At 39.3% G+C, this 13,731-nt stretch carries 8 protein-coding genes; 3 read left to right on the top strand and 5 right to left on the bottom strand.

Annotated features, from left to right (window positions below):
- Positions 1 to 23 precede the first annotated feature (23 nt).
- The 5 genes from NZ923_06005 to NZ923_05985 form a co-directional block, all read right to left on the bottom strand.
- Complete coding sequence (locus tag NZ923_06005) at positions 24 to 2,780, bottom strand: DUF4623 domain-containing protein (GenBank protein ID MCS7229573.1); 2,757 nt, start codon at positions 2,778 to 2,780, stop codon at positions 24 to 26.
- A gap of 172 nt (positions 2,781 to 2,952) precedes the next feature.
- Positions 2,953 to 4,011, bottom strand: coding sequence for a PorV/PorQ family protein (locus NZ923_06000; protein MCS7229572.1), 1,059 nt, complete (start codon positions 4,009 to 4,011; stop codon positions 2,953 to 2,955).
- A 19-nt stretch (positions 4,012 to 4,030) separates the two neighbouring features.
- Positions 4,031 to 7,579 carry a hypothetical protein gene (locus NZ923_05995; protein MCS7229571.1) on the bottom strand — a complete coding sequence of 1,183 codons (3,549 nt, stop codon included), beginning with the start codon at positions 7,577 to 7,579 and terminating at the stop codon, positions 4,031 to 4,033.
- A gap of 37 nt (positions 7,580 to 7,616) precedes the next feature.
- Positions 7,617 to 10,403 (bottom strand): TonB-dependent receptor, encoded by a 2,787-nt coding sequence (locus NZ923_05990; protein ID MCS7229570.1) that lies wholly within the window; start codon positions 10,401 to 10,403, stop codon positions 7,617 to 7,619.
- Between the two features lie 17 nt (positions 10,404 to 10,420).
- On the bottom strand, positions 10,421 to 11,407 hold the full coding sequence (locus tag NZ923_05985; protein MCS7229569.1) for a LacI family transcriptional regulator: 987 nt from the start codon (positions 11,405 to 11,407) through the stop codon (positions 10,421 to 10,423).
- A 234-nt stretch (positions 11,408 to 11,641) separates the two neighbouring features.
- Between NZ923_05985 and NZ923_05980 the strand changes: the two genes are divergently transcribed.
- From NZ923_05980 to NZ923_05970, 3 genes are read left to right on the top strand one after another with little or no spacing between them, the layout of a single operon-like run.
- Entirely contained in the window at positions 11,642 to 12,247 is a 606-nt protein-coding gene (locus NZ923_05980) for a LemA family protein (protein MCS7229568.1), read from the top strand.
- A 21-nt stretch (positions 12,248 to 12,268) separates the two neighbouring features.
- Positions 12,269 to 13,336 carry a hypothetical protein gene (locus tag NZ923_05975; protein MCS7229567.1) on the top strand — a complete coding sequence of 356 codons (1,068 nt, stop codon included), beginning with the start codon at positions 12,269 to 12,271 and terminating at the stop codon, positions 13,334 to 13,336.
- Entirely contained in the window at positions 13,329 to 13,730 is a 402-nt protein-coding gene (locus NZ923_05970; protein MCS7229566.1) for a hypothetical protein, read from the top strand. Before NZ923_05975 ends, NZ923_05970 begins: the two co-directional genes overlap by 8 nt.
- The last annotated feature ends 1 nt before the right edge of the window (position 13,731 follow it).

The following is a 13,731-nucleotide window of genomic DNA, read 5'->3' as shown; positions in this document are numbered from 1 at the left end:
AGAGGGCGTTTAAAAATGAATTCTTATTTCACAAGCATCATCTTCTTAACATCAACGAAGCTTCCGGCAGTTAATCTATAGAAGTAAACACCGCTTGCAAGATTTGATGCATCAAACTTAAATTCATAAACACCAGCCTTCTGTTCTTCATCAATAAGTGTCGCTACCTCTTGACCGAGTATGTTGTAAATCTTCAATGTGACTTTTTCCGTTCTCGGTATGCTATATTTGATCGTCGTTATCGGGTTGAATGGGTTCGGATAGTTCTGATACAATGCATATGTAAGCGGGACTTCGTCGGTTTGTTTTACACCGGTAAACTTATTGACTATTCTAACCGTATCTTTGAACGCGCCCAATCCACGCTGTCTTCCGAATTTTACAACTTCAAGTTCGTTTATCGCTTTCTTTCCTGGTTGATTTGGCATGTCATCCAAGAATAACAAGTGGTCTTCTTGGAATCCAGCTTCGTTATCAACAGGTCCATTAACCGCAAACTTAAATTGTATCGGTCCTTTTATACTCCACTTCGGGAATGTCAACGCAACTGAGTAAATTGAATCGCCAGCGATTTTATCAGGATACCTTCCGTCATCATACATTCTCAAATGCGAACGATCTCTTGTCGGCTGATCCCAAATCCAGAACAATGGAGGTGTGCTTCCAGCGATGAAGAGTGAATCAATTCTTGTGATACGATCACCGTTTTTATCTGTTGCTCCTCTCATATCACAATAGAACCAAACTTCAACACCTTGTTCTTTCTGCACATATCCTTCTGGTCCAAGCTTGTTGAAATAATCTCTCGGAACTTCTTGCGTATCAGCATCTGTAAATACATATCTTCTATTTGCTCCAGTTTCCCAGCCAGCGTTTGGCACTCTCGCTTGGTTGTTTGTTCCGGTTTTGATGTAGTATTTAAATTCAATGAAATCACCAGGGGCAGCTGTAATTGTAACGAATTTCTCCCAGATTCCAGGTTCAAGTATTGATGGAGCTAATGAATCTCTTTCACCCCATCCATTGAAGGTACCACGAACAAGGACAACATCACCACTATCTGGGAAGAAAATCCTTGCACCTTGCATTACGCTCATATCAACGCTGAAATACAACGCAACTGGTTTTGCTGGAGCAATCACTCTCCTGTCAAAAGTTGTCCATCTAAGTGTCGTGTCTCTGTTTATAGTAACTTCTCTATTTGGATCGCTTTCCCATCTAACGACAACATTTGGACTATCTTTATAAGCGATTACGAATTTATATGCTATTGCGGATGGCGATGGGAATCTCAATCTTCCTGACCAAACTCTATCATTCGCCGGTTCAGCTCTTAAGACAAATGTTCTACCCCAGCTTATATCTCCGAAATCAGTATGTCCTGGCAATCTTGCTCCACGAACTCCTACGACATGTCTTGCTGGATCAAATTCAGGAATGCCATAAACATAAACTCTGAACCAGACATCAATTGAATCAGTTGGAGTATATGGCGGTTGTGGTCCAAATCCTTGCTTGCGGAAGAAAACCAACGGCAATACGGTATCTTTTGGTGGTATAGTTAAAGAATAGTTCGGGCCATCTTCCCAGTCCTCTGCATAAAACTTATATTCAAGTGTTCTTCCAATCATTGTATCTGGGAAATCAACCGCAAGTTGCCAATAATCCCCACCGAGGTTTCTCATCCTGTTTGTTGGTGCACTGCCCCATGGGCCAAGCAATGGATGGCTACCGCGAACTTCAACAAGCGATGTATCAACTAAAAACTTCGGCGATGTTGCAGTGTTAACATTAAATACAATCTGAGAAGGTAACTGGAATGAAGCAAGATAATTATTCGTTGCAAGTGCAATCATTCTATGACGGGCTGGATCGTAAACTGCTCTACCTGTTGCATTAGCATTGGAGTTTCCAGTTATACTATCGCTTACACCAATTAATCTAGCTCTTGCTGGTCCGTCTGTGACATCATAGACATAAAATTTGAAATAAGGGCCTGATACTCCTGCACCCATACCAAGTGTGAAGAAAAGTCTTCTCCCAGAAGCAGTTTTTGCCAAGTCAGCTGTAGCCATACCGGATGTTCCGGGAATTTCACCCAACAAAGTCCCGTTTTGATCCCAAACGCCGGCAAGTGTTCCAGCACCATTACCCCATACATTTCCAGCTTCATCAACATCAATACCAAGTCGTGCTCTACCTGCGCCAACATTTATTGCCCTTTCATATGTGAAGTTTACTCCATCAGTTGTTCCAAATACAATAACATTAGCATTTCCAGTGCCACTTGCGTAGATTTTCGTGTTTGTTCCAGAACCAACCACAGCAAATGCATCACCAACTCTTGCGGTCACCCTCCAAGTAACCGCAACAGTTGGAGTTGAAGTCTCACTAGCCCAACGATAAACTTTAAACACGGTATCTCCACCGCTATTAGTGCTTAAATTACAAGCATAAATAACACCATCATCGGAAACATCAATCATATTTAAAGGAAATGTTCCGCCCGTTATACCAGTAACATCTAATCTTCCAACCGAATCACCATTTGCTCCGCTAAGAATTATTACATTTAATCCAACAGATCTTGACACAACATAAATGCGATCGTTTGCAGGATTATAAGCCATGCCTCGTGTGTTATTATCCGTTCTAAGCCAGCTAACTTCCCCAGCTTTTTTCACCCACACAGGACGAAGTGTCAATTGAGCAAATGCAATTGATGAAATTACGACGATCAACGTTAAAAGAAGCCCCAAGTTTTTAACTTTGCGCCACATGAGATGCTACCTCTTTTTGTTTTTTTGTTTGCAGTAAAAATTCTGAAAAATTCTTTTTAAAGTCAAGAAAATTTTTGGGATCTCGCATTTTTCTCTCCGATTGTGGAAACGATATACGGAGAGTAAATTTTTAGCGATTCAAATTTTTCGCCCTTCACCTCCTAACTTTGTTTTAAAATAGAATTGACAACCCAAAAGTTTGGACATTTTTCAAAATTCCAAAATCTTGATATGAATAATCAAACTTAAAGCCAATTCCACCAAGTTTATAACTTATCCCAACTCCAGCAGTAAATCTTTCCTGTGAATCCTTTTGGAACAACGACTTATAGCCAGCTCTGAGGAAGAGGAAATTCCTAAAGCTATACTCAAAACCTAAGTTAATACTTTCGGTATTATCGTTTGGATGAATTGCGTCAACTGCAAATGTTAAGTAATTGCTTCCGGTTTTAAAAACATCAATTGAAGCACCAACTCTAAAGTGAAGTGGCAATGGCCAGTCGTCTGTTTTAAGTTTCGCACTTATCGCTGAATTATTACCCTGGTGTTCGGGATCTGGATCATAAATAACAAACAAATCTTTACCATCCAATCGCATCTCCGTTCCAAAATTTGAAATGCTTGCTCCGAGTTTGAGTCCTTTGAATTCAGTTATAAATAAAACTCCGACATCAATTGCAAAGCCAATCGCTCTTTCGTTCCATAATTTTTGTTGAATAAATTTCACAGTTCCACCAACCGAGAACCTATCTGTTAAGTTTCTGGCATATGAAAGACCTATTGCGATATCGCTTGCATCCCATTTCTCACCTGTTCCCTCAGGATAATCAATCGTTGTAACTTCATCTTCTCCGTAGTCAAGTCGTGTGATGCTAACACCTACATAATTATTTCGGTCTATGCCGACTGCAACGCCGATCCAGTCAAAGCTTGTTCCAAATATCCATTCAGTATGTGAAACCATAATTTCATTATTTGCAAGCCGCGAGACACCAGCTGGATTCCAATACAGCGCAGTCACATCATTTGCGAAGGCAGTAAAAGCGCCACCCATCCCAATTGCCCTTGGTCCTACGGCAATACCCAAAAACGGCGCAGCAGTTGTCCCAACTTTTGATTGAGATTGAAGATATGCAAAACCGATAACGCTTAACATTGCCAAGATTAAAATTTTCCTCGCCATGACTTTTAAACTCTCGTTAAATTTTTTGTTTTTTCTCTCCTTTTCCATACGAGATGATATCAAAATGTTATTTTATTATCGCAATTTTTCCTGTCTTTTGACCAATCCCAGGCGCATCAACGACATAGAAATAAACTCCATAGGCAACATCAAGATTTTCCTTCGTCTTCAAGTTCCAAGAAACGGTGCCATCTGAAATATCTTTGTCATGCTTCAATGTTGCAACAAGCTCTCCACGAGCTGTAAAGATATAAATCGTTGCTCCAGCAGGTACATTTGTAAAATCAATTTTTTGAGGGCCTCTGCCACTTGAGATTCCTGGAGGAAGCGGTGGTTCCCACTTTTCTGCAACGACATATGGGTTCGGAACAACCTTGATCTTGTTAAGCTGTGCCTTTGCAAGTTCAGGATCAACACGATTTGCACGAGTTTTGAACTCGTATACATCGCCGGCTCTAAATGGCTTCGTCGTCCTCAATGTTAAAACATTGCCCGCTCCAGGTAGTGTAAACGCTGAGTCACCTTGGAATATCAATGCCCATGTAAACGAATTTATCCCCTGATACTGCTCATAGAACCCTATGCTGATTTGTCTTATCCTTGTGAAAGCATTATAGACATTTACATATATGAAATCAATGTATTTTCCATCAGTTAAGTTCTTCACCTTAAATTTTACTGGCTGAGCAGGGATCCTCAACGGTGGGTAAGCAATTGATGTGTCAACAATTTCATCATAAAATTCAACTTGATAATCCGAAGGATACAATCTCCCTCTGACTGCACCGGCGCTAAACAAAGTAAATGTAAACTTGGGCATGTTTGGTCTGTTCCAACCCGACAAGCTATCAATGTATCTTATATTCCAATGATTATCAAAAATCAACCTCATGCCATCAAATAACTCAGTTTCACCCTCAAAAACACGACTCCACTTGACAACCGTATCTGGACTTGCTGGATTAGTTATATCTATAACTGAATATGCAGTTGTTATCCTGCTAAAGCTTGAATCTCTGAAAACAACTCTGTAAGTATGGTTGTCCTTAACTTTGAAAGGATCAAGCACATATAGATAAATGTTTCCAGTTGCAGGTCCTTCTTTGTGAATTATCGTATCTGTTCCAGCTGGTATAAATCCAGCGGAAGGTGCATTTGGAGTTACGCTTACAGTGTTTTTGTCAAATATAAGTCGCCCTGTGGATGTCACCTGAATAAACTTTGAATTCTCAGAAGGATAAACTCTCAGCTCTGCATCACCTTTGTCATAAGCAACGACAGCATAGTAATATGTCACACCGTTTTTGACATCGGTATCAATGTATTGATGTTGTATTCCAGTTTCGCTACCGAGCCAGAATTTAACGCCATTGAAGTCAAGTGGAAACCATCCGAAAACGCTATCCTTTAGGTCAAACTGTGCAATAGGTTTATAAAACACTGGATTTCCAAATCCATCAGTTATAACTCTTGCGTCATTGAAGTTTGGATCAGTTGCTTTGTAAATCTTATATCCCTCAAAGTCATATGCCTTGTTTATGTTGTCGCCTTTATTCTTATAAACTTCAGCCAAGGCACGATCAAATGATCTTTCTGCAATGTTATCCCAGTAAAGCACAACTTTTCTATCACCTGGAATTGCTTTCAAAGTTGGTTTTTCAGGTGGTCTTGGGAAATTATAGTTTGCGTCATAAATTCCCTGCATAACACGCTTATTGAAGAACAGATCTTTCAAATCTTCACCCATGAAGAGTATCAGAGAAAATCTTTCCGTTTGCTTTGATGTCAATGGGAAATATCCAGAGCCAGCGTCAAAATCCGGGCCCTCAACATAACCCGTGATATATTGTTCTGGAACTTGCCAATTTCCAGGGGCAAGTCGTCTCCACATCTCTTCGTCATTTGCCATATTTATCGCGCCAGCTGGAACAAAGAAATCAAAGCTTGTCAAACCTATCTGGTCAGATTCATTAACATCAACAGCATCAAAGTGTGGTTCTCCCGGTGTAGGAATTTTATCTCCTTCTCCAAAATCACCTGTTTCGGGCACTCCATCTGCACCGACATCATCCCAGTTTACATCCCAATCCCCATCGTTATCAATTCCATCATCCCTTCTTTCATCAATCATAGGATCATTTAGCCCGCGGCCCGTGAAATAATTTTTATAAGCGAGCGGATTCAACTTGTCAAAAATAACTCTACCATCGGCAGTTTTCCTGATCTGCCTATAGTGAAGATCAAAATTTTCATCAATTAATCCATCAAGATCATCGTCAATTCCGTTATTTGCGACCTCAACAAGTTCTTTCCCGACCCAGATTTTAAACGGCAAATCAAGAGAATAAACAGTTACGGTATCTCTGTCTGATTTGAAAAGTGTATCAAGCCCGACAACTCTCCTTTCATAAACCGTTTGAAAAACTTTATATATTGGCGAGTAAACTTTCTTTGCTTCAATTAAAACAATTTTATTGTTTGGGAAATCAGGATTTGGTCCGGGATCAAAGCGAGATAAAATTCTGTTTGTTCCTTCTGGGTTTAACGATGATGGCGGGAAATCTTGAGCTTTGAATTTCGGGCTTGTAGGACTTTTTGAATCCCCATCGTTATCAATTCCATCAAATGGATTTCCTGGCGTCTCAAGGAATCCATAGCCAAGGTATCCAACGCTTCCGATCCATTTTGGATTTGAGCTTCTATCAATGTATCTATCAGCATCCCACGAATATGTTAAGTCCTCAGCAGCATCAAAAAACGATAAGTCATCTCTCCACTCGGTATTTCCACTTGAACCTCCACCAGCTCCAACCCAAGTTCCAACTAAAAATCCAAATACTGTTCTTCTATAATCCGTCGTCCCTTCATTTGTGATATCATAAACCCAAAAGATCCCATCTTCTGCAAGGACATTTGACCATTGCATCCCACGAACCTTTACCACCAAACCATGTCCCATCCTTGTGGGATCTGTTGAATCTGGTCTAAAGCCATATCTTCTGTTATATTTTTCATCGTTGTGATCATCCATTACGAAATAACTTTCTTGGTCTGCATTTGTAATGCCTTTTCCAAAATATCCGTTCCAATAAGGTTTACCTGTTGCGGTATCAATCCAGTCGGGATGATCTGGCCAAAATGGAGGCCATGTTTCTGGAAGGTGGCTCATTGCAACACCTTTTCCAACTTCTTGAAGCGTTGGATTGGCATAACCTGGCACTGGCTCAAAGCCCCAAAACTTGCCTCCACTTCCAGTTTCACCACCAGAAGCTCCTCCAGGTCTATCAACAGGACAAATGACAACTGAATGAACCGTGTCAATAACCGTTCTTCTAAGAACTGAATCATACCTTGGGAAATACAGCTCAAGACCAACCAAGATGCTTACATCTCCAGCATATCCATTATCGTCATATTTCCACGCAAGCGGTGGACCTTGCGTTGGCGGCTGTGCAATCACACCCCAATTTCCAAAAACCGTCTTAACAAGATTTCCATTGTGAATTCCAACTTTCCTAAATGTTCTATCTCCTCTTAACTTTTGAGCAAATGCCAAATCGGAAACGACAATTTGAAACAGAAGCAGGCATAAAATTAGGTTCAGAAATTTACGCATGACTTTTTCTTGATTTTGTTTAAACTTACTACATTTTTCATTGTCCGAAGAAAATCGTTAATCCAATTTCAATTCTCCTTGGCTCTGAATAAAATGTCGGATTTGTAAACCACTCTCCAAGCGGATTTACAAGTTGAACAGGCTGCTGTTTCAACGCGCTCAAATAATCAAGCGTGAAATCAGGTCTTCCAGTATCGTTGTAGACGCCGTAAGCATTCTTTATATCAAACAAGTTGTATATACGAGCGAAGAACGAAAATGTTAAGAAGTTAAATTTGATGTCCTTGTAAATTCTCAAATCAACATTAAATGTTGACGGCTTCTTTTCAGAGTTTATCAATAGCGTACCGATGTTCTTTGATTGCCTTGGTGTATATGGAGTTCCACTTCCATATTGAGCAACCACGCTCAATCCCCAATTTCCAGGTGCAGAATAAGAAGCTGTTACATTTAAAGTATGTCTTTGATCCCAATCAAGCGGAATGATTTTAACCTCTGGCCATTGCCCACCAAGACGAAGATTTCTTGTTTGAGCTGGGTCGGAAGCATTGCCCTTTGCAACTTGGAATGTATAATCAATCGTCAAAGCCCAATTATTTGAAAATCTTTTATCAAGCGAGAAAACTATCCCTCTTACAAACCCAAAATCTGTGTTCTCATACCTATTATACCAAGCTGAACCACCAAATATGAAAATCTCATCCGCTCTCGTTCCTGTCAAGTTCCTTATGTCTCTGAAATATCCAGTCAATTCAATTGCTATGTCATTCGTTATCGCTTGTTGTACACCAATTTCTCCACTTACGGTTTGCTCCGGCTTTAAGTCAGCGTTCCCGACAAGACCTATGTTCCCGGTCCCAGAACCAAGTTTAAATTCTGGATTAGTATAAAGATACTCAAAAGGTGGGATCTGGAAGAAGTGTCCGTATGAGAAATGAATAACTCCCCTATCCGTTATCGGGAAAGCAACCCCAATTCGCGGGCTCCATTGCCACTTCGGCTTAGCACGAACATACCAGTATGCTCTTCTATCCTCAACTGTCTTCGGAATATCCCCAGGATCGCCATAAATTCCATTATTGTTTGTGTCAAAATATCTATTCTGTGGCTTCAAAGGTTGGTATATGTTCGGATCAGATGGATCAGCAAGGACATGCCAATCTGGATGGAAATAATCAAACCTTACTCCGACATTCAAAATAATCTCGTTAAACTCCATCTTGTCTTGAATGTAATATGAAAATTCCTTGGGATTATTCCTAAACAATGTCCTTCCTGGCTCACTTACATCAGGTATTCTCGTTCTAACATATGGATTTTTGTCAAAAATTGGATCTCTTGCTCTATCAGCATCGGAAAGATCAAGGTAAAAGCCTTCAAAATAAATTGTGTGATACCTAAACTCAATACCAGTTTTAATCTGATGAACCTTCGTTATCTGTGATGTCAAATCCAATTTTGCAACATATGTCCCAGTGTTCCTGTAGAAATGATCCATCTTCATACCACCAGCAATGAAGCTATAAGGACCAGGCTGAAGTAAAAGTTTCGGATGAACATAGCGCGGATCGTGAGGATCCTTGAACACATAATGTCTGTAATCTTTGAAAAAGTATGAAAAACTTGCCTGATAGAAAGTTGATTTGCTCAATGTGTGGTTTATTGACAAGATGTTTGTTATCCCCTTGTGAAAACGATTTAAATCACCATCAGGGTTATACTTGAACACAAAGTCAAAATTCCGATACTTCATATACTCATACATATAGTTGTATGAAATCTTTAGAGTCGGGGAAATTTGAAATGTGAACTTACTTTGCAGGAATGTTTTTCTGTTCCAATTCATCGGGACCAAGGCACTGTCACCAAGTCCCTGTTGTGGATTTATGCTAATTATCCATTTGTTCGGATCCGGGTCGCGATTATCAACGATATTTTCAGGTCTAAATTTCCTTATACCATAAAGCCATCCGCCAAAGTAGATCCATCTACCGTTCAAATAGAAGAAAATTTTATCTCTTATGATAGGACCACTTATATTGCCCTCAAAATTTCTGATTGAGAGAGGATCAAATTTATTCAAACCAGTAAATATGTTTGTATGCGCAGTCGCATATCCACCTAAATATGTCGTAAAACTACCATTAAATTTATTGCTTCCGTCTTTTGTTGCGATGTTTATAATTCCAGACATAGCTTGCCCATATTCAGCATTGAACGCACCACTTATCAATTGAAGTTCTTGAATTGACTTCCTATCAACTGAGATAACAGCGCTTCTATCATAAACATCCGTCACAGGAACACCATCTATCCAATATGCAACCTCTCCGCTTCTTCCACCTCTAATGTGTCCCGCAACAACACCAGCTTGAAGTTGAATTACCTCTTGAAATTCCGTGATCGGCAATGCTTGTATTAACTCACTTCCAATAATAGCAGTTGAAGCTGTTAAATCCTTTTGAACCAAAGGTCTTTCCGCAACTACAACGACTTCTTGACCGAGCTCAATCACGGTTGGCTCAAGCTGGAAATCAAGTCGTGTCGTTAAGTCAATTGAAACCCTTACATTTTCCTTTATGACTGTCTTATATCCAACTGCGGATGCTTTAACTCTATAAACCCCTGGCGGGACATTTATTATGACATAGTTTCCGTTTAAATCCGATGCAGCCCCAAGGTAGGTTCCTTCAATTATCACATTTGCACCAATTATTGGCTCGCCAGTTTGTGCGTCCGTTACGCGCCCTGCTATTTTCCCAGTATTTCCTGCTAATAAAATCGCAGGGAACAGAAAAACGAGAAACAGATTTCTTAAACTCATAGCAACCTCATTTTTTCTTACGGGCAAGTTTTTCTTATTACTAATTCTGGTGTAAACTTCACATGTTCAACTTTTAACTTCTCATCGTTTATCCGCTCAAAAAGCTTCTCCACCGCTATAACTCCCATTTCATACATCGGCTGTCTAACTGTCGTAAGTCCGAAATCTTTAGCAAGTTCAATATCATCAAAGCCAATTACGCAAACATCATCAGGGACTTTTATTCCTTTCTCATTCAAAGCTTGGATCACCCCAATTGCTTGAATATCGCTTGATACAAAAATAGCAGACGGGATCTCCTTCCCACGACTTAATAACTCCTTACAAGCATAGTATCCAGACTCACGATTAAAACCATCAAGTCGCGTGTCTTTCGTTTCAACAAAAAACTTATCATAAAAAGTTTTTCCATAATCAGATATTGCTTGCTTGAATCCATCAAATCTCTGCTTCGCTGGGACGCTTTCAAGCCGTGCGCTTATCATCCCGATCTTTTCATGCCCAACTTTTATCAAATGCTCAGTCGCAAGATAGGCACCTTTATAATTATCAACGGTGATTGAATCAAACTTTGGATGGAATGTATCAACGAGAACTATTGGTATTGAATGTTGGATAAAGTATCTAACATAGGACTCTGGAAATTTCATTGAGAAGAAAAGAACCCCATCAACTTTTCCACGATGTGTGCTCTTTTGAATGTAATATTCAATTTGACTTGCCGGATCATTCACGCCATAGAGAACAAGATCAAAACCAATCTCAGAGATTTTACTTTGAACCCCACGAAGGACTTCCATGAAGAAGTAGCTTGTAAAAAATGGAATGACAGCAGAAATTGCATAAGCCTTTTGCTTTGCTAATCTTTGCGCATAGGTATGAGGCTGGTAATTCAACCGCTTCGCAACTTCAAGGACTTTTTTTCGTGTCTTTTCCGATACATGCGGACTCCCATTCAAAACCCTTGAGACAGTCCCGATCCCAACCTTCGCTTCCCGAGCTATGTCGTAAATCGTTATCCCATAGGAAAATCAAGTTATTTTTGGAAGTGCTTCCATAAGATAATAAAAAAATTTTTCGTTGTCAAGTTTTCGCTATAAAGATTTACCCTCCCTACTTTATTTTTTCCCGCCACCTCAAAACCGCATGACTTTTGAAAACGCTAACGCTAAATTTTTGAAAATAAAATCCGAACTTGTTATATTTTTGAAAATCAAAATAAAAATCAAACGAAAACCATGTCAAAAACTTTAATTGCAGTTCTCGGCGTTATAGGTTTCTTACTTTTGATAGCACTGATAACTATCGGATGGGTCACATCAACATATAACAAGCTTGTTCAACTTGATGAAATGTTAAATCAAGCCTGGGCACAGGTGGAAAACCAATACCAACGAAGATACGATTTGATACCAAACCTTGTTGAAACTGTTAAAGGTTACGCAAAACATGAAAGAGAAGTCTTTGCACAAGTTACAGAAGCAAGAGCAAAAGTTGGACAATTATCTATAACACCAGAAGTTTTAAAGGACCCACAAGCATTTGCAAGGTTTCAACAAGCACAAGATGCCCTTGGCTCAGCTCTTTCAAGATTGATAGCAGTTGCCGAAAACTACCCTCAACTCAAAGCGAACGAAAATTTTCTTCAACTCCAAGCACAACTTGAGGGGACTGAAAATAGAATTTCAGTTGAACGAAGAAGATATAATGAAGCAGTTCAACAATATAACACCTACATACGTAGATTCCCTACAAATATAATAGCTGGGATGTTTGGTTTTAGAGAAAGACCCTATTTTAAAGCGACTGAACAAGCCCAACAGGCTCCGAGAATCCAGTTTTAAAAACAAAACTTTTTAGTTAAAATGATAAAACTTAACTTTGTCAAACTTTTAACTTTCACATTTGCTGTTGCCATTTCCCTACTTTTCACCTCTTTTATCGCTCAAAACCCCAATGAAGATCCTTTAAGAGATCCAAGAGAAAAACACTTAAGAAACATCAGACAACTTACTTTTGGTGGAGAAAATGCCGAAGCTTACTTTTCATTTGACGAAACCAAGCTAATTTTCCAAGCGACAAGAGATACTTTCCAATGTGATCAAATTTTTATAATGAACATTGATGGTAGCAATTTACGACTTGTCAGCACGGGTAAAGGTAAGACAACTTGTTCTTACTTCCTGCCGGGCGATACAGAAATAATTTATTCATCAACTCATCATATAAGCGAAAAATGCCCGCCGAAACCTGATTACACAAAGGGTTATGTTTGGGGTCTTGATAACTACGACATTTTTAAAGCAAAAGCTGATGGCTCAAACCTTCGTCAATTGACAAATACACCAGGCTACGACGCAGAGGCAACCGTTTCGCCAAAGGGCGATAAAATTGTCTTTACTTCTGTAAGAGATGGCGATCTTGAAATATACACGATGGATCTGAACGGAAAAAATGTTAAGCGACTAACATATGAAAAAGGTTATGATGGAGGAGCATTCTTCTCATGGGATGGCAAAAAAATTTGCTACCGTGCTTATCATCCAAAAGATTCATCTGAAATCGCAGAATATGAGAAGATGCTTAAGGAAGGATATTTAAGACCGATGAAGCTTCAAATTTTCGTTATGGATGCTGATGGCAAAAATAAAAAACAGATAACAAATAACAACGCTGCAAATTTCGCCCCATTTTTCCATCCCGACGGAAAGAGAATAATCTTTTCATCAAACCTGCACGATCCTAAAGGCAGAGATTTTGAACTTTACATAGTGAACATTGAAACTGGACAAATAGAAAGAGTAACCTATTCTCCTGATTTTGACGGTTTTCCAATGTTTACACGCGATGGCAAAAAGCTCGTTTGGGCTTCAAATAGAAACAGCAAAAAGCGAGGAGAAACAAATATATTCATCGCCGACTGGGTTGACTGAGAAAAAATTCAAGGAAATAGAAGAAGCTTTTGAAGAGATCATAACTGGAAAATTCAATATATCAAAAGTTGAACTGCTATATGATACCTATGACTTAACGGATATTTTCATCAGAAAACTTGAAAGTTTAAACTTTGTCCCCAAAAAAGTTAAAGATGTGGAAGTTGAGCCGGGATTCCGCGTCCCGGCTTTTTATATCAAAGATTATGAAGCAATTTTCGGATGGGTTTTCTGGGAAATTTTCACTCAAACAAAAAAGCGTAAACTTTTCGGCTCAGCCATCAAAGACCAAAGAGGGGATTGGAAAATTCAAATAACCGAAGAGAAAGACGAATTTGTTTATGTAAATGAAAACAAAAAAATTGAAATTGACCTTTCAACAATGGCATGGTAAT

This window comes from Candidatus Kryptonium sp. (assembly GCA_025060635.1).
Classification (GTDB): Bacteria; Bacteroidota; Ignavibacteria; order Kryptoniales; family Kryptoniaceae; genus Kryptonium.
Note: the sequence above shows the minus strand (reverse complement) of the source record. Positions and strands in the feature narration are given on the sequence as shown.

Coding starts and splice junctions, on each gene's coding strand:
- NZ923_05995 (MCS7229571.1), bottom strand. CDS start 7,579: ATGCGTAAATTTCTGAACCTAATTTTATGCCTGCTTCTGTTTCAAATT.
- NZ923_05975 (MCS7229567.1), top strand. CDS start 12,269: ATGATAAAACTTAACTTTGTCAAACTTTTAACTTTCACATTTGCTGTT.
- NZ923_06000 (MCS7229572.1), bottom strand. CDS start 4,011: ATGGAAAAGGAGAGAAAAAACAAAAAATTTAACGAGAGTTTAAAAGTC.
- NZ923_05980 (MCS7229568.1), top strand. CDS start 11,642: ATGTCAAAAACTTTAATTGCAGTTCTCGGCGTTATAGGTTTCTTACTT.
- NZ923_06005 (MCS7229573.1), bottom strand. CDS start 2,780: ATGTGGCGCAAAGTTAAAAACTTGGGGCTTCTTTTAACGTTGATCGTC.
- NZ923_05990 (MCS7229570.1), bottom strand. CDS start 10,403: ATGAGTTTAAGAAATCTGTTTCTCGTTTTTCTGTTCCCTGCGATTTTA.